The organism is Christiangramia forsetii KT0803 (genome assembly GCF_000060345.1).
GTDB lineage: Bacteria > Bacteroidota > Bacteroidia > Flavobacteriales > Flavobacteriaceae > Christiangramia > Christiangramia forsetii.
In genome coordinates this window covers 1,820,057-1,840,731 of record NC_008571.1, presented here as the reverse complement: position 1 = coordinate 1,840,731, position 20,675 = coordinate 1,820,057, and the positions used below count along the sequence as shown (strand labels likewise).

Sequence of the window (20,675 nt, the reverse complement as noted above, 5' to 3'; positions counted from 1 at the left end):
TGAGGGGTGAGAACCGCTCCTAAAGTAACTTCATTAAATTTTTACGATGAAAGAGAATCAAAAAATAGTAATTATAGATTACGGAGCAGGGAATATTCAGAGTATCAAGTTTGCTATTAAAAGACTTGGTTTTGAAGCTGAGCTTAGCAGTGATGCTTCAGAAATTAGGAATGCAGATAAAGTTATTTTTCCCGGTGTAGGAGAAGCTGGAAGTGCTATGAGAATGCTAAAATCTACAGGGCTTGATGAAGTTATTCCTACACTTAAGCAACCAGTACTGGGGATATGTTTAGGAATGCAATTAATGTGTAATTCATCTGAAGAAGGAAAAACTAAAGGCCTGGGGATTTTTGATGCTGAAGTGAAGAGATTCAGTAATCATGTAAAAGTTCCTCAAATTGGTTGGAACCAGATTTCAAATTTAGAATCAGCACTTTTCGAAAAAGTAAAAGAAGGGGAGTATGTTTATCTAGTGCATAGTTATTACGTTCCGGAATGTAAAGACGAAATTGCCAGAACCGAATATGGAGTAAATTATTCCACGGCTCTACATCGGGATAATTTCTACGGAGTACAATTTCACCCGGAGAAAAGCAGCATCACCGGAGAACAAATTTTAAAAAACTTTTTGAAGTTAGAATTAGCTGAATAATTAAAATTAGGATTGAAAGAAAGATTTTCTCAATTCTCAATACTAAAATCTCAATACTAAAAATGCGAATAATACCCGCTATAGATATTATCGAAGGTAAATGTGTAAGACTTTCTAAAGGTGATTACGCTACCAAAAAAATATATAATGAAGATCCATTAGAGGTAGCAAAGTCTTTTGAAGCTCATGGCATTGAATATTTACACCTTGTGGATTTGGACGGTGCTAAGTCCAGTCATATTGTCAATCATAAAATTCTGGAGACGATTGCTAATAAAACAAGCTTGAAAATTGATTTTGGAGGCGGATTAAAAACCGATAAAGATCTTCAAATTGCTTTTGAAAGTGGAGCAAGCCAGATAACCGGAGGTAGTATTGCTGTTAAAAATTCAGATGTATTTCAAAACTGGATTCAGAAGTTTGGGAATAAAAAGATCATTTTGGGTGCTGATGCAAAAGATAGAAAGATTGCCGTTTCCGGTTGGCTGGAAGATTCAAATGAGGAGATCATTCCGTTTATTCAGAATTATGAAGAAAAGGGAGTGAAATATGTAATATGTACAGATATTTCCAAAGATGGAATGTTGGAAGGTCCTTCTTTTGAACTTTACAAAGAAATTCTTTCTGAAACTAAAAATATTAACCTGATCGCTTCTGGCGGAATCTCGGAGTTTGATGAATTGCCAAAACTGGCAGAGCTTGGCTGTGAAGGAGTTATCATAGGTAAAGCGATCTATGAAAATAGGATTAGTTTAAAACAGTTTGAAAATTATATATTAAATCAATAGAAGAGGTAATTAGTTATATTAAAAATAAATATACCGTCAAGTGGAACTTGTTTCAGCTTCTAATTTTTGAGATCCTGAAACAAGTTCAGGATGACGGAAACAAAAATTTTAGAGAAAAGAATTCTAATTTCTAAAATCTAACGTCTAAAAAGATGCTTACAAAAAGAATTATTCCCTGTCTGGATATTAAGAACGGCAGAACTGTGAAAGGAGTCAATTTTGTTGATTTAAGAGATGCCGGAGATCCCGTGGAACTTGCTGCTGCTTATGCTGAAAAGGGTGCAGATGAGTTGGTTTTTCTGGATATTTCAGCTACCGAGGAGAAAAGAAAAACTCTGGCGAAACTTGTGCTTGATGTAGCCGAACAATTGAATATTCCATTTACCGTAGGTGGTGGAATTTCTTCCGTAGAAGATGTTGATATACTTTTGAAGAATGGAGCAGATAAAGTATCCATAAATTCTTCCGCAGTTAAAAATCCTGAGTTGATCAATCAGCTTTCAGAGAAGTTTGGGAGTCAGTGTGTGGTGGTAGCTATCGATGCCAAGAATATTAATGGTAAATGGACGGTTCACCTGGTAGGCGGAAAAGTTCCCACCGAGCTTGATCTATTTGAATGGGCAAAAGAAGTGGAGCAACGTGGAGCTGGAGAGATTCTATTTACTTCTATGGATCACGATGGTACTAAAAACGGCTTTGCCAATGAAGCTCTGGCCAGACTTTCAGAAGATTTGAATATTCCCATCATTGCTTCAGGAGGAGCGGGTAATATTCAGCATTTTCAAGATACTTTTCAGGCTGGAAAAGCAGATGCTGCTCTGGCTGCGAGTGTGTTCCATTTTAAAGAGATTGAAATATCAGACCTTAAAAACCAACTAAGAACAGCCGGAATTTCAGTAAGATTATAATTACTAATTTCCAGCGATATTAAATGTCGTGCTGAATTTATTTCAGCAACTTAACAGAAAATAATGATCCTGAAACAAGTTCAGGAGGACCTATAAAGAAATAAAATGAATATAGATTTCAATAAAAATATCGACGGACTCGTGCCGGCAATCATTCAGGATTCTAAAACCAGTAAAGTTTTAATGCTTGGATATATGAACGAGGAAGCTTTCCTAAAGACAAATGAGACTAAAAAAGTCACTTTTTACAGTCGGACAAAAGAGCGTTTATGGACTAAGGGGGAAGAAAGTGGGAATTTTCTGAATTTGGTTAATATAAAACTGGACTGCGATAATGATACGTTGCTTGTGGAAGTAAATCCTGAAGGCCCCGTTTGCCATAAAGGAACTGATACCTGCTGGGCAGAAGAAAATACAGTTGAATATGGATTTCTATCTAAACTTGAAGGCATTATTGAAAGCCGAAAGAAATTAAGCGAGACTGAACCTGAATTGAGAAAAGAAAATGACAATAGTTATGTTGTTTCACTCTTTGATAAAGGTATCAATAAGATTGCACAGAAAGTAGGAGAGGAGGCCGTAGAAACGGTTATTGAAGCGAAAGATGACAATGATGATCTCTTCTTAAATGAAAGCGCAGATCTTTTATTTCATTATATGATCCTGCTAAAGGCCAAAGGTTTTGGATTAAAGGATATTGTTAAGGTTTTAGAGGAAAGGCATTAATAAATATAGCTGATATTCTTTTGTTGAAGATCTAAAATAAGGAACCATTGATGTATTAGGAAAATGCTTTAATTTCTAGGCCTTTAGCACGCAAAGAAATCTTACAGGTTTTCGAAAACCTGTAAGGTTTCTTTGGTTTAACCTGATTCTATATTATTAGTGGTATGTGTAAGCACCTAATTCAGTAAATAAAAACCAAATAGAAAATTCGCAAGCATTTTCGTAAGCAAGCTAAAACTAGCCATTAATTATATACGGTGTTGGTATTATTACCTTTCTGTCCAGATTAGTTCAAACCTTACACAAACTATTAGCATTTCTTCTGTCGGTTTTTTTCCGCTTTCCTCCAAAAAGCTTTCAAAAAAGTCCCAATGTGCTTTTTTCCATTTTTTGAGCGGTTCAATTTCCGTTCCCATATCCAATTCAGCGTATTCTTTGGAAATTTTATTAAATGGAATTGTATCTACACTTGAATTTTCTATAATCGCTTTTGCTTTTCCGTCAAAATCCGTTATTATTTGTTTTGTTCCGGCTTTCGGAATTTCAACATTATATTGCTTATACAAACTATATAAGCCAGAAGAGGCTTTCTTTTTTCCATTCACGGTTAATTCCGCCAGTCGATCTGCATCTTCTCTATTATTATGAGAAAATTCGGGCTCTGGCATTTCTTCATTCTTAAATCCAGGATTTGCTTTGATGTAATTGTTCCACATTTCGTAGACTGTTATGTCAATTCCGCTTTCAGTTTCCAATTCCGATTCAATTTCCGTTCTCGATCCATTCTCCATTTTTGTTTCGGTTTCATTGTAGTTTTTGCAACTAACCAAAGCCAAAATAAAAATGATTATTAAATGTTTCATCGGTTTTTTTAGTATTAATGCCAACTCATTTTAATTGAAATATAAAACTGTCTCTGGGTAATTTAAAGAATAATTCTGAAAAGTTTTTATATTCCTTCTCCAGTTAAGGTCGAAACTTTGTAGCAGTTTATAGTGAGGTCATTCCCATTTCCCCATTTTTCCCGACTTATAATCTGCATAAGCCTGCTGAATTTCTTCTTCAGAATTCATAACAAATGGTCCTCCAAAGACTACTTTTTCTTCAAAAGGTTTAGCATGCCCCAATAATAGAATACTATTTTCTTTTGCTGAAATATTTAAAATTTCGCTATTCTTTGAAAATTCAGCTAAATGAAGTTCCGGAACTTCAATTTCATTAACTTCCAGTTTTCCGCGAACTACATAAAAGAAAATATTATCAGATTTTGGGATTTCTAATTGCACTTTAGATTCTTTATCAAAATGCACCAAAGAAAGATCCACTGAAGTTGGAGTATCAAAAGCGCCACGAATACCTTTAAAATTTCCAGAAACTACCTGAGCTTTTATGGTTTCCTCTTCATTCGTCCAAATCGAAATCTTGTCCTCCTGAAGACCACGATATACAGGAGCCATCATTTTCAACCTTTTGGGAAGGTTCACCCATAATTGCAGAATTTCAATTGGCCCTCCAACTTTTTTAAAGTCTTCTGAAGAAATTTCAGAATGTAAGAGACCTTTACCCGCTGTCATCCATTGTACGCCGCCACCTTTAATTACACTATAGTGCCCGTCGCTATCTTTATGAGCAATATCGCCATCCAGAATAAAAGTTACGGTTTCCATTCCGCGGTGTGGATGTGGTCCAAAAGGCAATCCGTTATTATTAGGGCCATAAACCTGAGGTCCGTGATGGTTAAGAAATATAAAGGGATCTATCATCTGCAGATTTTTGGTAGGTAGGGGAGACCAGGTCTTTAGATCTCCCATGGGCCTATATTCCGCTTTATGAAGTTTCTTGATATTCCTCATTTTCAGGTTTATTTATTTCTTACGTAAATAAGTTTGAATTTGGAATTGGCATTTTCCCTTGATTCAATTTCAAATTTATCTATGGAATTTATCATAGGTGTTAATTTTTGAAACCCATAGTTTCTGGAATCGAAATTTGGCTGCTTTTTCTGAAGTAAACTTCCAACATCTCCCAAAAATGCCCATCCATCTTCATCGGCAACATCAGAAATAGTATGGGAAATAAGTCTGATTACTTTGGGCGTCACCTTCTCTAAATTTGTTTTTTTACTTCCCTTCTCTTTATTGTTCTTATCGTTTTCAGCTTCCTTAGAGTTATTTTTAAGGATTTCGATATAAATAAATTTGTCGCAGGCAACGATAAACGGATCTGGTGTTTTCTTTTCTCCGATTCCAATTACTTTCATGCTGGCTTCTCTTAATCGCGTTGCCAGCCTGGTAAAATCTGAATCACTCGAAACCAGGCAAAATCCGTCAACTTTATTAGAATAAAGGATATCCATGGCATCGATGATCATTGCTGAATCTGTGGCATTCTTCCCTTGAGTATAACCATATTGCTGGATGGGATGAATGGCGTTCTCTAAAAGAACGTTTTTCCATTTATTTAAATGAGGTTTTGTCCAATCCCCATAAATTCTTTTGATTGTAGGATTGCCATATTTGGCAATTTCTTCCATCATTTCTTTTACATGAGCAGATGGGATATTATCGCCGTCTATAAGTACGGCAAGATTAGTTTCCATTAATAGTAATTTTAAGGGGCTAAAGTTAAGCTTAAAAAATTAGTCGGGTAAATTTCTGAAGAAAATGCATAAAAAGAAGAGGCTGTCTAAAAAGTATTGATGGTCGTTACTGTAAGATACCAAACAATTAATATTGTTTAAACAGCCTCTATTGCTCCTTAGAATCTTAGTAAAGCATTCATTTTTGATTCTGTATTGGGCATAAATTCATGTTCTACCAGATAAACTTTTCCACCCATCTCAATGGTTTTTTTTGCGGCAAGATTTAGAAGTGAGATATTGCCATTTTCCTGCTGATCAGAAAATTCAACTTTCATTTGATCTTCATTAAAATTACCCCATATTTCCGCACGATTTTCTATAAAAAGGGTATCAACTTTTCCCTGATATACTGAAGATATAATGTCGCTTACTGCAGAGGAAGTATTTTCAGTTTTACTTAACTCCTTATATTTTTTAATTTTCTCATTGCGGTTCTCATTCAAATACGGCTCAGCAATTTCCAGAGCTTTCTGTTGAATTCCAAGCATATCGGTATCATTAGGATTACCAGAAATCACTTTATCTATTAAATGATTATAAGTATTAGCATCTTTATAAATAGGGAATAAGTGATCCTGGCAGAATACTATCAATGGTAATTTATCTTTTGTTAGATAGTCTTTTAATCCCTGGTCTACAGCTCTGAAAAATTGTTTAATTTCTACATTCTCGTCTCTTTCGTTTCCACCATGACCGTGGAATTGCGTTTTTTCCCCACCTTCTCCCTGGGTTCTAAACTGGAGTGCCTTTTCCTTATAATCAAAACCGACTCTTTCTTCCAGGCGGGAAGGAGTAAGGTCATCAATTTCCACCTGGCTTATACTATATTTTGATGTTTCATAAAATTTAACGTCTTCCAGCTGAATTGACAGAATATTAAATCTGCCATCGCCAGTCATTACCGGAACCAGTGGTTTCACGTAAAATTCTGTTGAAATATAATGGTAAGCTTCAAAGTTTACCGGGAGGGTATAATTTTCAAAAAACTCTGAGGAAGCAAAAATTGCCAAACCATCAGATTGATGACGCCAAAAGTCTCTATCATCTATTAAAGCCAGAATGGGATTACCAATTTTTTCAATTGTTTCATCAGCAACCTTATCTGATTTTAATTTCTTTCTTATCTCATTCCATTGGGAATTGAGATGCTTTTTATTCTTTTCTTCCAGAACTTCTTTCCCCGCTCTTTGAGTAGGAATAAAGGTTGAAATACAGGTTTCATTATTATAACCTGCTAGTTTCTTAAATTCTTGCTCATTAATCATCGACATAGTTTTATTTTTTTGTGGTTAACTTGAAATTTAAGATACACTTAAACCCATTGATATCAAAGCTTCAAAGGCTTGCTTTGTGCTAAATATTTCTTAATAACTTTGAAAGTTTTCTTAGTGTCCAGAAGTTAATCAGAGCTCGTCGTCTGGTTCTACATGTATAAGAACGTCTGCAATCTGTGGAAGTTTTTCAAGCACATCGTCTTTAACTCTATGGGCGATATCATGTCCTGCCTTCACACTAATTTCAGAATCTACAGCGATATGAAGGTCTACATGAAAAGTCATTCCGGTTTTTCTAATAAAACATTTTTCAGTTTCGACCACTCCTTTATTGTCTTGAGCAATAGCTCTTATTTCAGATTCAATATCATCATACCTGTGCTCATCCATCACTTCTCCCAGAGCTGGTCTCAAAATGAGGTACGCATTAAAGAGTATAAATCCGGATGCAAATAATGCGGCCCAGTCATCGGCATTTTCATAGCCTTTTCCCATATAGAGAGCAACGGAAATTCCGATGAAAGCCATAAAAGAAGTGATCGCATCGCTGCGATGATGCCAGGCATCAGCCTTTAACGCAGAGCTGTTGGTCTCTGTCCCTTTTTTAGAAACAAAGCGATATGAAACCTCTTTAATAATGATGATTACCAATAGAACAATTAGCGTGTAAGGTTCGGGAACTTCATGAGGAGTGCTGATGTTTTCAATACTTTCATAAGCAATAACCGTTGCCGAAACTATGAGAAATCCAACCACCATAAATGTAATAAGCGGTTCTGCTTTTCCATGACCATAGGGATGGTTCTCATCGGCCGGTTTATTGGCATATCTTAGGCCAAGTAACACCAAGAGAGAGGAAAAAACATCGGTGGTAGATTCAATGGCATCGGCTATAAGCGCATAAGAGTTCCCAAAAATGCCTGTCACCGCTTTAGCAATTGCTAAAAGTGCATTTCCTGCAATACTAAAATAAGAAGCTTTTACCGCTTCCCTGTAGCCCGGCTGCATAAACTTGATTTTGAAGTTTACAAATTTAATAGAATTATAAAGTTTAGATTACCACCAAACAATAAAAAAACTGTGAATGCTTGATTTTGTCTTCATCCAAACTAATGGCGCTTTGTTTTCTTTAAAAAGAAATTCAATATTCTGTAATAGTTCTTCCTGACTCATCCAGTCTGAATTTTTTCCCGGATCGCAACTCCAGTTTTTTTTCTTCGGACTATGAAAAAGATTTTCCTGCCAATTCATTTTCAGGAAATCTTTAAATTTAAACCACTTGCCACTATAACATTCGGGATTAATATTCCCTCGATCATCCAGCTTATTATTTTTAGGAATAAAAAGTTGAGCTTTAAAGCATAGTTGTTGTTTAATCTCTTCGGAAACAAGCCCCAATTTATTTAAGTAAATAGAAGTTTCAGGTTTGTATAATAAAGGAAACTGCTTCGATTTCAGTTTTTCTAATTTCATAGAAAAACTATCACGTCTATTAGGGCCTATCCATCTTTGATTTTCCGAAGGAAATGTTTGGTCGTAGACATAAAGCTTGTAGACGAGCTCAATATGTAGAGGCGTTGAATTATGTTTATCGAAAATTAAGAAATCCAGTTCACCAAGGGTTTGTTTATTATGAATGATCTGAATGTTCGAATCTATAAGTTCATATCGTGAAGAATACTTTATAGCTATTTCAAAAAAACTTTCCATTCTTTTTCCCAGAACTGAATTTCGAGGATGGTCTAATTTTTCGAGATCGGCTATTAAATTATTAGTAATATCAACTTCCGGAAATTCAAAAGTAGTAATATCAGTATTATGATTTTTTGGAAAAATATCCTGGGTATCCAGAAAACCTTGAAACTGATTTAATATGCTGGGCTCTGTCAAAAGAAGTTTAGGGTTCAGGATTTATTTTGCTGTTATTGGGATCCAGATATCTTCCTTAGAATCCGGGTTTTCAGGACCTTTATAATCTGCTCCTAAGACTTCAAAATGTGGACGATCATCCAGGTCATAATCAGAATTAGGTAACCATTCATTAAAAATATAGTTCGAAGTTTCAGCGAATTCGCTTGCGGTACCTTTATGGATAAATACAGCATATTTTCCGGCGGGAATCTCAAGTTTTTCCAGTCCTTTCGGAATTTCTTTAAAATCTGAAACTTCTGTTGCCGCCCATTTATTGAATTTTGACTGTGTATCAAATTCACCTTTCATAAAATTTTCTCCATACTCCTGAACAGAATAAAGACTTTCTCCTTTATTACGTTCTATAGCGCCTCTTAACCTCATAAACCTATTCCAAAGCAGGCTGGTCTTATCATCTGCCAGGCTAGTCGTAATACATATACCTATCAGTTTTTTAGATTTTAATTCTTCAATCTTAGGTTCTGAAATCATTATAAGCTATAATTTTAAAAAGTTTTATTTTAATATGTTAGTAGCTAAACTACTCTAAATATATAATAATAGCACAATATTCTACTAAAGACTAAAATACGTTAATCCAGATCATAACAGTCCATCCATATACCTGTATTACCTTCTAATCGTCCTGGTACAGGAGAATCGTATGTAATTAAAAGTTTACCGTTCGGCAAAAATGCCATCCCTTCAGCTTTATCTGCTCCATGCTCCAATTCTGCACCCCTGGCTACATCAAAAAGTCTTTTTGGTTCATGGATAACACTTGCATGATTATCTGGCAGGCCACCTTTAATTTTATAAATACTTATGGTTCCATCAAGATCCATCGTTGGTCCTGCAAGAAGGTAGAGATCTCCATTTTTTGTGATGTTCAATTCTCTTATTCCCATGCCATTTAAGTCTATAAAATGTTTTCTATATAGCTTACCTTCTTCCGAATTTTTAGTCAAGAGCAGTTCACCATCAAATTCTTTACAGCCAATTTCTAGAATTATAGCATAACCATTTAAGACTGGACCTCGTAAACCTATAAATATTCTTTGGTTATAGATAGCAAGACCTTCAATATCAAATCCATTATCCTTACATGGGATCATCATAAATCTTTCAAGGTGTTCATCTGTCATTAAAGCATTATGTAGTTCGGTGCTTTTTGTTCCGCCGCGAAGCATTCTTGCCGTTATTTTTTCACCGTTATATTCAGTTTCTTTTAAAAGCTCATACGTGCCATTTTTCTTAATGCAGGGTATGCGACCTAAACTGAACCTGTTTTCATCTATTGCAACATCGCTTAGGCTATTTAATTGCTTTCCCAGAGAATCTTCTGTAGAGGGTGAGTTTCTCTTTAAACTCATACTCCCGCAAAACCATAAATACGGTTCTTCGTATGCGAGCGCTTCCATATCTACTTCATTGTCTTCTGCTGGAAGATCAAAAAAGTCGAACAATTCATAATGTTTATGATGATCGTAGCCATTCTCTGTACTGGTTAACCGCTCTATTCCGGCATCTTCATCGTAGCTTAGCCATAGATTATTTTCCGTAGCTAAACAACTTGAGATTTCTGTTCTTAGATCTTCAATATTTGAAAAACCTTTTTCAAACTGAATAAGACATTTATGAGCAATTTTCTTCTGGTTGGGTTTCATTTTCAAATGGTTTACTCTCTCAATGTACTGAGAATTCAATAATCGAGGAATTTAGATGCTATGTTTTAAGATTACTTTGTAATTCCTGAATCTTCTTTGTTAAAGCTTCCCTGATAGAATTTTAAATACCTTTGCCAAAATTGCAGATTTGTTTAGGAAAAGATTCTATTACTTTATAAAAGTTCAATATTTAGGATACAGATTACACGGATGGCAAAAGCAGCCAGATGTAAAAACAGTGGAAGGTCTGGTGACAAAAACATTAGGTTGGGTAATACCAGATGCAAAATATAAGATTCTTGGAACCAGTAGAACAGATGCCATGGTTTCTGCTGAAGAGTCGGCTTTTGAGTTGTTTCTTGATCATGAACCCCTAGAAGATCTGGATGGTTTTCTCCATTTGTTCAATAAGAACTTACCTCAGGATATTAGAGCCTTAAGTATAGAAGAGGTTGATGATAAGTTCAATATCATTCAGCATTCCAAGACAAAGGAATATGCCTATCTCTTTAGTATTGGTGATAAATTTCATCCATTTTGTGCACCGTTTATGGCTAATTTTCAGGAAGATCTTGATGTTGATAGAATGAAGGAAGCCGCAAAATTATTTCATGGAATTCATAATTTCAGGAATTACTGCATTCGGGTATCCGAAAAAAGTACGTTCGAAAGAGAAATGCTAAAATCTGAACTTGTAGAGAACGATATCTATACCGCTAATTTCTTTCCTGAAAAATCTTATATCTTTCATATTCATGCTTCGGGATTTTTAAGGCACCAGGTTAGACTCATGATGGGAAGCCTTGTATTGGTGGGTAGAGGAGAACTCAGCCTTCAGGATATTGAAGATAGTTTAAAACCGGATAGTCCACAATTGCAAATGGATTATATCGCACCGGCTTCAGGGCTTATTCTTCGGAAAATTGAATTTGAATAAGCGCTCTTAACTTTCTTTGTCTTCAAGAATTTTAAGCGAAATTTTGATGGTTTCATAAGGGATGGCCTCTTCAAAATGTTCAAAATAAGCTCTTAAGCTTCCAGGGTTGTCAAGTTCTTTTTTCGCCTTTTCAATAGATTTAAGATCTGAAATTGGAATAAATTGATGTAGGTTTATTTCTTCTCCTTCATCATAAAGTTTCACCAGATGGGTGAAAATGGTGTTTTTAGCAATGCCTCTTTCTGTTGCCATCTCTTCAACATTTAAACCCTCATTATAAAGAGATAAGGTTTCCTTGAGAGTATTTCCTTTTTTCGCTTTTTTCTTCGGCTTCTTTTCTCTTTTATCTTTACTGAAAGCGGTGATCTCTTTAATAAATCGATAACCATAATCTTCCATCTTTTTTCTTCCAACCCCATCTATAAGCAAAAATTCAGAATCGGACATTGGTCTTTGTTTTTCCATATCCTTAAGTGCAGCATCATTGAAAATGAGATATGCAGGAATGTCTTCTTCTTTGGCGATTTTTAGGCGTAATTGTCGTAATCTTTCAAATAATGAATTTTCAGCGACACCAGATTTAGCAGCCTGATTGTTTTGCTTTTCTTCTTTAACATCGGCTAGATAGACCTTTTCTTTTTCAAATAAAACCTTTTTCGCCTGCTCTGTTAATTGTAAATGGTTGTTCCTGTCGAAAGCGATCTCTATATACCCAAGATTTATAAGCTGAATAAGATACTGCTGCCAGTGATGCCAGGAAATATCCTTACCAATCGCATAAGTGGAAAGTTCCTGATAATTATTTCTTCTTATAAGTTCATTCTGAGAACCGCGAAGTACATCGATTACTGCAGAAATAGGTTCAGATGCTTTTAGCCTGAAAATACAGGAAAGCGCTTTTTGAGCGATAACGGTTCCTTCAAAAAATTCCGGAGGATTTCTACAAATATCACAATTGCCGCAGTCTTCCTGTAAATATTCTCCAAAATAGCCAAGCAAAATCTTTCTTCTACAGCTAAGGGCTTCAGAATATTGCTTCATTCGGTCTAATTTCGCTAACTGAACCTCTTCATTCTTGGCATTCGATGCGAATTTCTGAAGCTGTATTACATCAGCATAGCTATGGAAAAGTAGCGTGTCTGAAGCTAAACCGTCACGTCCTGCACGCCCAATTTCCTGATAATATCCTTCGAGATTTTTAGGCATATTGTAATGGATTACCCAGCGAATATTCGATTTATCGATGCCCATTCCAAAAGCTATGGTCGCACAAATGATTTGTTTTTCATCATTTATAAAATCATCCTGAATTTTTGAACGATTTAGATGATCTATCCCTGCATGATATGCTTCAGCCTTAAATCCTTTTCTTTTTAGTTTAGAAGCGAGTTCTTCGGTAGTTTTTCTACTTAAACAGTAAATGATACCACTCTCACTCTGACGGTTTCTAAGAAATTGAGAGATCTGTTCAAATCGTTTAATTCCGGGTTTAACTTCAAGACTTAAATTTTTACGGTCAAAGGAAGCGATATGTTTTTTCGCTTTTGGCACATTCAGCTGCTTACAAATATCGTTTCGGGTAGCTTTATCTGCAGTTGCAGTTAACGCCAGTATGGGAGTAGAAGGGAAGCGGTTTTTCAGGTAGCCCAGTTGTGTATATGCCGGTCTAAAATCATGCCCCCAACTAGAAATGCAATGTGCTTCATCAATAGCGATTAGACTTACCTTACCATCAACCAGAAGTCGATCTACAAACTGAAGGCTTTCCGGGGCAACATATAATAATTTAATTTCTTTATTATCAATTTTCTGAAAAATAGCCTGCTTATCGGCCTCTTCCTGGCTACTGTTCAAATAAGCTGCAGGAACTCCGTTTGCATTTAATCCATCCACCTGATCTTTCATTAGAGCAATAAGCGGAGAGATCACCAGGGTTATTTCAGGAAGCAGAATTGCCGGGAGCTGGTAACAAATAGATTTACCGCCTCCGGTAGGCATGATCACCAGATTGTCCTGGCCTTCAAAGACCGAATTGATTATTTTCTTTTGTAAAGGTCTAAAATTTTCATAACCAAAATACTCTTTGAGGGTATCAAACAACACAGCTTCTTTCATAATTGCAAAGGTATGATTAAGCGTAAATTTTTAGTAATTCTTAGTGATGATTTCCGCAGAAATATTCAGATTTCAACCAATAGATCTCATTGCGATTGCTGTTAAGGGATTATTAGTATTTTTAAAGAAAATTTATTCTACTTATGGCTAAAAGGAGAAAACTAATGCTGAGGCGTCCCAAAACCACGAAATCTGTAAATCAGATTCCCGGTACCATGACGTATGTGGGAAACAAGGAAGCTTCTGAAACGAAACTGGATGTTATAGACTATAATCTTGAAAATTATGAAAGGTTTAGTTCTACCACCCCTGAAGATGCTTTTAAATTTGTAGATGAAAAAAGCGTTACCTGGTTCAATATTGATGGTTTAAGTAATGTAGCCGAGATCGAAAAGCTTGGAGATTATTATGAGCTACATCCATTAGTGATGGAAGATATTGTGAATACAGGGCAGCGTCCAAAAATTGAAGAATATCAGGACTATCTCTTTATCGTGGCTAAAATGCTTTACTATAAAAACGGAGAGATCGAAAATGAGCATATAAGCATGATCGTAGGGAAGAATTATGTGCTTACTTTTCAGGAGTCTGACGGTGATGTATTTGATCCTATAAGAGAGCGAATAGAAACCGCCAAAGGTAGGATACGATCCCGTGGTGCAGATTATTTGATGTTTGCCTTACTGGATTCTATTATCGATAATTATTTCCTGGTGATCGATGATATGAGTGATCGTATAGAAAGTCTCGAAGAGAGTCTTTTTACTTCCAGACCTAGTGACGATATTACTTATGAGATCCAGGACCTTAAAAGAAATATATTAAGGATTCGAAGGGCGGTTTTTCCACTTCGGGAGGTAATTAGCCGAATGGAAAAAATGGATAGTGAATTAATAGATCCTCATACCAGTAATTTTATCAGGGATCTTTATGACCATATAATTCAAATTTCAGAAAATATAGATATCTATCGGGAAATGATCTGGGGACTTATGGATATGTATATGACCACGATTAGTAACAAAATGAACGAAGTAATGAAGGTGCTAACCATCATGGCAAGTATCTTTATTCCACTGACTTTTATCGCCGGAATCTATGGGATGAATTTCGAATATATGCCGGAATTACAGTGGGAATACAGTTATTTTGTACTTTGGGGAGTAATGATCATTGTTTTCTTATTGATGTTATATTACTTCAAAAGAAAAAAATGGATATAACCCTAAATTTCTAGTAATGAAAACTTCAATAATACTATGCTTTATTTGTTTAGTGGTAGTCAATTCTTCGATTGCTCAGGAGGAGACCGGTAAAATAAATGATTCTATTAATAAGATTTATGTTGGAACCTACACAGAAAAAGAAGGCCATGTGGATGGAAAGGCAAATGGTATCTATTTGCTGAATCAAAATTCTGATACCGGAGCGCTCAAATTTAAAGGAACTGTGGCCGAAGTAATGAACCCTTCTTTTGTGAAAGTTGGCAAAATGGGGAAGTACCTTTTTGCGGTAAGCGAGTTAGGACCACATGAAGGGGAAAGCGGTTTTATTTATTCTTATGAAATATTGGAAGATGGGAAACTTAAGGAGATTAGTAAAAATTCAACCGGCAGTTTTGCTCCATGTCATATAGCTCTTGATAGATCGGGTAAATATGTATTTGTAAGTAATTATATGGGCGGAGTGGTTATGTCTTACAAAATAAATGAAGACGGAAGCTTGACGCAAAATCAAAAAATTAATTTAGAAAATCCAACTAAATCCCATGCTCATTCAGTAAAAATTAGCGGTGATAACCGTTACGCTTATATAGCCGATCTTGGAAATGACAAAATTTGGATCTATGAATTCAAAGAAGGACGCTTATCACCTCACGAACAGAAATATGTTGAATTAGAGAAAGGTGCTGGACCGAGACATATGAGTTTTTCCAGAAACGGAAGTTTTGTCTATTCTATGAATGAATTGAATAGCTCGCTAAGCGTTTTTGAGGTTCTTAAAAATGGGGGGCTTAATTTAATTCAAAACATATCTTCACTACCAAAAACTTATAAGCAACAAAATTCTGGAGCAGATATTCACATTCATCCTTCAGGAAAATATATTTATGCATCAAACAGAGGGCATAATAGTATCGCGATTTTTAAAATTGAAGATTCGGGGAAGCTTAGTAGTCTCGATTTTGTGCCTGTAGCGGGAAAAACACCCCGAAATTTTGCAATCTCCCCTTATGGTAAATATTTGTATGCGGCAAGTCAGGATACGGGCAATATCACCACCTATAGGATCAATCCTGAAAATGGAAAGTTAAAACCTCAGGAACCAGTATTTGAAATTAAAACCCCGGTTTGCCTGGAGTTTGTTAAGTAAAAAAAATGATGGATTATAAGGTATTAATTTATCTTTTTAGAGAGCAATAAGATCTACAGATGCTCAAATATTTAGATAAGACTTGAAATATTATTTTTTAGGAAAACTAAGGTTTTTTGAATGGGGGAAGAAATAAAACTGTTGAAAAGTGAATATTAAAGTTTAAGATCAATTGATGCAAATTGCAAGAAAATCTTAATAATTGAACTTTTCAACAGCCTTACTTTTTAAGAATAATTATAGATCTATTTTTCCATAAGATGAGTACCATGGGTTACGGCGCCTCCTGCTCTTAAAGCGGCTACGACGAAAGTTGCTTCAGCAAGCTCCTCTTCTGAAGCTCCAGCATCTATGGCAGCTTTTTTATGGATTTCGATACAATATGGACATTGCGTAGTTAGTGCTACCGCAACAGCCATTAACTCTTTATATTTTTTAGGAATGGAACCATCTTCTAATGCTGCTTTATCAAAAGCTTTATAAGCTTCCATAGCTTTAGATGATTTCTTTTCCAGTGTACTTAACTTTTTAAGATTATTGTCGTTATACATAAATAATTAATTTTTTGATTCCCGGTTTCAGTCGAAATATTTTCTGTGACTTACTATTCACTAAGTCTTTAAGAAAAATTTACAATTTCAGAAAAACAGTTCAGACTTCATTTACAACAAAAAAACCATCATTCCCTTGTGCTTGATATAATGGCATAAAGATATAAGCATCCCATTCACTCTTCACTTCCTTTCCGTTCTGTATGGCTAAAAGCTCTCCTTTTTCAATCTTTTGGAAATTCTCATAACCCGGCTGCATTTTAAATTCATCAGAATCTTCCAGACCATGTCTGTAAAGAATTTCAAAGGTCTTTTGTTTAGGCGCATTCTTTTTTGCAAACCTGTCCACACATTCGGGATAGGTAGAAATTTTGCTGACGTCAAGATTACAGGCCTCTTTTAATGCCAGCCAGATCACTCCTTCATGGTTCTCCTGTGAGGTCTTATCTGTATGTTGACCAGCTTCAAAAACAAATCCGGTCATTCCCGTTCTACTTAAGTAATGGTCAATATCACCAGTAATTATATCACTAAAACCACGAATAATATAGGTTGGGAATTTATGAGCCCATGCATCATTATCGTTCACCTCCTGAACGGAAACATATGGTAAGCTTGCAGAAGAAGTAGTATGACAATCCAGGAAATACCGTTTGGTAAAATCTCCTTTAGATTGCTCTTTTAAAACTTCAATAATTTCAAACATTTCTCTTTCCTCATGAGAATCTGGCTGGTTTTTTTCTACATTTTCTTCAGTCCATGTCCTGTTGAGGTCTTCATCTATATAGCGTTTGTTTTCATTTAAAGCCTGTTGATTACCGGAGACGCCAACAATAGTTCCACTAATTTGCGGCTTTGTCTTTTTCAGTTCCTCAAAAACATTCATTAGCGCTTTCACTCCGCTAGGTTCATTTCCATGAATACCAGCTGTTACAAATAGTAAAGGGCCTTTTTTTTCGGAACTATATTTCCCAATGATCCTTGGAACATTTTTATTTAATTCTTCGCTCATAATATAGATTTAGTCCATAGTGGCTAAGGTTCTATTGCTTAGCTGACCTTTATAAATTTCTTTAAATTCTACTTTTCGCTCTATAGCTTTGATGATATAGTCTGTAAATGATGGAAGACCGATATCTTTAAAACGTTCCATTCCACCAGGACTTAAAACATTAATTTCAATAAGTTTATCATCTACGATATCAAGACCCACGAAAAATAATCCGTCACGAATTAATTTCGGTGCAGTTAGATCAATAATACGCTGCATTGCAGGTGTTAAGTCGCTACTATCAGCGGTAGCACCTACAGAAAAGTTACTTCTAAACTCTCCTTCACCACTAACTCTTCTAATAATTGCCTTTTTGCCGTCTTTTTCCATCACCTTTCCGTTCACTAGCAGAACACGAACATCTCCATCTTTCCCTGCCGGAAGGTATTCCTGTGCAATCACATAACCCTGAGTACTTAAATGTGTAATAATTTGATTTACATTCTTTTCATGTTCATCAATAAGGTAAACATCCTGTCCTCCTGAACCTTCTAATGGTTTTAGGACCATTTTTTTGTTTTTCTGGTTCTCCCAGAAATCCAAAATTTGATCCTTATCCCTGGTGATAATTGAGTCAGGTTTAATTTCCTGCGGTAGTTCTTCAAAGTATAATTTATCTATAAAAGCATGCGATAGGGCATAAGCATCATTAAGCACTAAAACCTCTTCCTGCTGCACCATCCTTCCAAAAGCTATTCCTGCCTGTTCTGCCCATTGACGCCCTTCTTCTTCTGTAGGGTTATTTCGAATAAATACTACATCAAGCTTTGATGAATTTATTTTCTTCGGCTTATTCTTTTTATCATGTAGTGCCTCCAGAAATTTTTGAGGAGACTTACTTTTAAAACTTTTAGGGACAGTAACCGCATTTATACTTATAGGTTCATCATGATGGAATGTAAAATCTCCAACTCCCATAGCATAAACTTCGTGGCCTCTTTGATGAGCCATAGACATTAATGCAGTAGAAGTACCATTTTTCTCTGTTGCAACGTCATTCAATACAAAACATATTTTCATTTACATACCATTTGTGGCAGGCTAAGGCCTTGCCTGATTAATTCTAATTTTTCATACATTTTTTCACTGTGCAGGTAACTAGGTTTAACCTGCACAGGATTAAGAACTTTTCTATCTGTAAGCTCCTTTATAATACCGGTGTGTTTTATTCCATATTTTCCGGCTAGAAGAGGTTCATAGTCTCCTCCATTTTTCAAATGTTCTTTAAGTAATACCAATCCTTTTAAATAGATAATATCTTTCATAAACCCACCTCCTTGCATTATTCGTGAGGTAATATTAAAAGACCTTTCAGCAGAAAAATTATAGGTTTGTTTTAATAATCTAAAGATTTCCTGAAAGTTTCCTCCTTCCATCAATGCTTCACCAGCAATCACACGCCCGGCAAGTATTCTTAATCTATTGGCAGTAAGTCCATCTACCATAAATTCTGACATTACGGCAAGGCCTTCCTGAAGCGGATCGTAATCTGCCAGTCCAATACTCATCTGATGTAAAGGTTGGTTGCTACCATTATAATAGGTGAGAACATGTGTTCCTACCTCGTGTTGGATAAGCGCATCTGCCTCAACCCGGCTCATTTTATAATCTGCAGGAACATATAGTTCACCATGCGATACCATCATGATATTCACATCTTTCCTAATATGCACTTTACATTTAAAATTTTCGTCTTGTTCGTGATAATAATCAAACTCTTTTCTTGCCAGACTACTGAAAGCTTTAGAGTCTATTAGATGGTCTTCCTGGGTTTCAGTTTTTTCTTCAACTTTGTTCAGGATATTCCGAGCTTCTTCACAAAGACTTCTTTCAACGCCTTTGTAAAGACGAATACTATCATATTTAAAATTTTGGGTACCCCGCTCGTTTAACATGGTGATCTGCATATCTAGCTCTTCACGTTTTTCTCTAAACAGAAAAGACATGGCGGGATCATCGATATCCTCAATTTTAAGGTTATAAAGTTTTCGCTTCAGCACATCTGGATCTACCGGTAATAATCTGTAATGGTAATCTATGACATTTTGATATTTACTATCGAAAAACTCCTTTTTAATATCGTAGATATTTGCTGGCGAAACGAGCCAAAGAAATTGATAAGATCTTTCTATATCTGCCAGTTGCTTATCAATATCAAAAACTATTTGCTTTAAGTACTTTCTTCCAAGTGCATTAAAACTAGCTACTCCACCAGATGTTTGAACTCTAATGAATTCAAAAAATGAACGATGGATAGCTCTAATTAAATAATCCTTAAAATTTCTAAAAAAGACTGGATATAGATGATTTTCCTCAGTTCTATAAACAGGGGGAATTTCAAGTCCAACAACCACCGCACCACAGCTTTTTGCATCTTCAACTTCCATAAGAGATAGTTCACCTTCTGCCTGTCTATTTGGAGTGTCTATAATTTCTGTATCGAGATAGATGCCCGTGAATTGTTTATTTATTTTCAGGAAATCTTCTTTTAGGGTATCTAAAGCAGACGGTAACCTTTGAGCCGGTCCTTTAATTTTAATTTTTGCTGAATCATGCTTTCCGGAATAGATCTCGAATAGGAGGTAAGATTCCATCTCAGCCGATAATTGATCGGAAATTTTATAAAGTAAATTTTGATATCCCGCGAAGTCTTCGGTCCCAATAATCAGGTAAGAAGATTCGTTGGTGACAAATCTTTTAGTTCCTTTATCGTTACTTTTTTTCCGGTAAATAACCAGATATGGAAGTTCCTTCTCGATATGTAAAACTCCTTTACCGGGTAAGTTGCAACTAATTTCCTTTTCTTTTTCAAGAATTGTTAAAATTTGCTGAATGGAATTTTCAGATAAATCAGGTATTTCCTGCATTACTTTGAAAACTTAATTTGATAATAGCCTATAGTTGCTATTATTATGGGTTATTGATTGATTTGTATTTGTACTAAAACCTAATTTAGGAAGATTAATAAGTAACCAGCCCGAATTTTTAGCTTTTGACAATATTTTATGAAAGCCTTATAAAGTAATGTGAAAGAATAATCTTTAAAGTTTTCAATATTATTCAGGATAAAACTTGAAATAC

General features: G+C 35.4%; 20 protein-coding genes. 7 read left to right on the top strand and 13 right to left on the bottom strand.

What is annotated here, in order from left to right:
• The first annotated feature begins 46 nt into the window (after window positions 1-46).
• From hisH to hisIE, 4 genes are all read left to right on the top strand, one after another.
• Window positions 47-652, top strand: coding sequence for an imidazole glycerol phosphate synthase subunit HisH (gene hisH / locus GFO_RS08250; protein WP_011709638.1), 606 nt, complete (start codon window positions 47-49; stop codon window positions 650-652).
• A gap of 62 nt (window positions 653-714) precedes the next feature.
• Entirely contained in the window at window positions 715-1,440 is a 726-nt protein-coding gene (hisA, locus tag GFO_RS08245) for a 1-(5-phosphoribosyl)-5-[(5-phosphoribosylamino)methylideneamino]imidazole-4-carboxamide isomerase (protein WP_011709637.1), read from the top strand.
• Window positions 1,441-1,592: 152 nt separating this feature from the next.
• A complete protein-coding gene (hisF, locus tag GFO_RS08240) occupies window positions 1,593-2,348 on the top strand; it encodes an imidazole glycerol phosphate synthase subunit HisF (protein ID WP_011709636.1) in 756 nt (251 codons plus the stop codon).
• Window positions 2,349-2,453: 105 nt separating this feature from the next.
• A complete protein-coding gene (gene hisIE / locus GFO_RS08235) occupies window positions 2,454-3,074 on the top strand; it encodes a bifunctional phosphoribosyl-AMP cyclohydrolase/phosphoribosyl-ATP diphosphatase HisIE (protein ID WP_011709635.1) in 621 nt (206 codons plus the stop codon).
• Window positions 3,075-3,343: 269 nt separating this feature from the next.
• On the opposite strand, the gene GFO_RS08230 is transcribed toward hisIE, so the two are convergent.
• The 8 genes from GFO_RS08230 to GFO_RS08195 form a co-directional block, all read right to left on the bottom strand.
• Window positions 3,344-3,937: an ASCH domain-containing protein gene (locus GFO_RS08230; protein WP_011709634.1), complete on the bottom strand. Its 594-nt coding sequence runs from the start codon at window positions 3,935-3,937 to the stop codon at window positions 3,344-3,346.
• A 138-nt stretch (window positions 3,938-4,075) separates the two neighbouring features.
• On the bottom strand, window positions 4,076-4,927 hold the full coding sequence (locus tag GFO_RS08225) for a pirin family protein (protein WP_011709633.1): 852 nt from the start codon (window positions 4,925-4,927) through the stop codon (window positions 4,076-4,078).
• Window positions 4,928-4,935: 8 nt separating this feature from the next.
• On the bottom strand, window positions 4,936-5,673 hold the full coding sequence (locus GFO_RS08220) for an NYN domain-containing protein (RefSeq protein ID WP_011709632.1): 738 nt from the start codon (window positions 5,671-5,673) through the stop codon (window positions 4,936-4,938).
• Between the two features lie 158 nt (window positions 5,674-5,831).
• Window positions 5,832-6,986, bottom strand: a complete 1,155-nt coding sequence (locus GFO_RS08215) for a baeRF7 domain-containing protein (RefSeq protein WP_011709631.1) — start codon at window positions 6,984-6,986, stop codon at window positions 5,832-5,834.
• A 132-nt stretch (window positions 6,987-7,118) separates the two neighbouring features.
• Complete coding sequence (locus tag GFO_RS08210; protein ID WP_011709630.1) at window positions 7,119-7,997, bottom strand: cation diffusion facilitator family transporter; 879 nt, start codon at window positions 7,995-7,997, stop codon at window positions 7,119-7,121.
• Window positions 7,998-8,045: 48 nt separating this feature from the next.
• Window positions 8,046-8,879 carry a DUF1853 family protein gene (locus GFO_RS08205; RefSeq protein ID WP_011709629.1) on the bottom strand — a complete coding sequence of 278 codons (834 nt, stop codon included), beginning with the start codon at window positions 8,877-8,879 and terminating at the stop codon, window positions 8,046-8,048.
• Between the two features lie 21 nt (window positions 8,880-8,900).
• Window positions 8,901-9,392, bottom strand: a complete 492-nt coding sequence (locus GFO_RS08200; protein ID WP_011709628.1) for a GyrI-like domain-containing protein — start codon at window positions 9,390-9,392, stop codon at window positions 8,901-8,903.
• A gap of 101 nt (window positions 9,393-9,493) precedes the next feature.
• Window positions 9,494-10,567: a DUF3616 domain-containing protein gene (locus tag GFO_RS08195; RefSeq protein ID WP_011709627.1), complete on the bottom strand. Its 1,074-nt coding sequence runs from the start codon at window positions 10,565-10,567 to the stop codon at window positions 9,494-9,496.
• Between the two features lie 148 nt (window positions 10,568-10,715).
• On the opposite strand from GFO_RS08195, the gene GFO_RS08190 reads away from it, so the two are divergent.
• On the top strand, window positions 10,716-11,504 hold the full coding sequence (locus tag GFO_RS08190; protein ID WP_011709626.1) for a tRNA pseudouridine synthase A: 789 nt from the start codon (window positions 10,716-10,718) through the stop codon (window positions 11,502-11,504).
• 6 nt (window positions 11,505-11,510) lie between these two features.
• Here the strand turns inward: GFO_RS08190 and recQ are convergent, their stop codons facing one another.
• A complete protein-coding gene (gene recQ / locus GFO_RS08185) occupies window positions 11,511-13,619 on the bottom strand; it encodes a DNA helicase RecQ (protein ID WP_011709625.1) in 2,109 nt (702 codons plus the stop codon).
• Window positions 13,620-13,762: 143 nt separating this feature from the next.
• Here recQ and corA point away from each other — a divergent pair, with 143 nt between their 5' ends.
• Together corA and GFO_RS08175 are read left to right on the top strand one after the other, a co-directional pair.
• Window positions 13,763-14,842 carry a magnesium/cobalt transporter CorA gene (gene corA, locus GFO_RS08180; RefSeq protein WP_011709623.1) on the top strand — a complete coding sequence of 360 codons (1,080 nt, stop codon included), beginning with the start codon at window positions 13,763-13,765 and terminating at the stop codon, window positions 14,840-14,842.
• Window positions 14,843-14,858: 16 nt separating this feature from the next.
• Window positions 14,859-15,992 carry a lactonase family protein gene (locus GFO_RS08175; RefSeq protein WP_011709622.1) on the top strand — a complete coding sequence of 378 codons (1,134 nt, stop codon included), beginning with the start codon at window positions 14,859-14,861 and terminating at the stop codon, window positions 15,990-15,992.
• A 245-nt stretch (window positions 15,993-16,237) separates the two neighbouring features.
• Here the strand turns inward: GFO_RS08175 and GFO_RS08170 are convergent, their stop codons facing one another.
• The 4 genes from GFO_RS08170 to GFO_RS08155 all read right to left on the bottom strand — a co-directional run bounded on the left by GFO_RS08170 (window position 16,238) and on the right by GFO_RS08155 (window position 20,461).
• Window positions 16,238-16,543, bottom strand: coding sequence for a carboxymuconolactone decarboxylase family protein (locus tag GFO_RS08170; protein WP_011709621.1), 306 nt, complete (start codon window positions 16,541-16,543; stop codon window positions 16,238-16,240).
• A gap of 100 nt (window positions 16,544-16,643) precedes the next feature.
• Entirely contained in the window at window positions 16,644-17,555 is a 912-nt protein-coding gene (locus GFO_RS08165; RefSeq protein WP_011709620.1) for a M14 family metallopeptidase, read from the bottom strand.
• A 9-nt stretch (window positions 17,556-17,564) separates the two neighbouring features.
• Complete coding sequence (locus GFO_RS08160) at window positions 17,565-18,614, bottom strand: glutathione synthase (RefSeq protein ID WP_011709619.1); 1,050 nt, start codon at window positions 18,612-18,614, stop codon at window positions 17,565-17,567.
• Window positions 18,611-20,461 (bottom strand): peptidase MATCAP family protein, encoded by a 1,851-nt coding sequence (locus GFO_RS08155; protein WP_011709618.1) that lies wholly within the window; start codon window positions 20,459-20,461, stop codon window positions 18,611-18,613. The genes GFO_RS08160 and GFO_RS08155 overlap by 4 nt, the downstream gene beginning before the upstream one ends.
• Window positions 20,462-20,675: the final 214 nt, after the last annotated feature.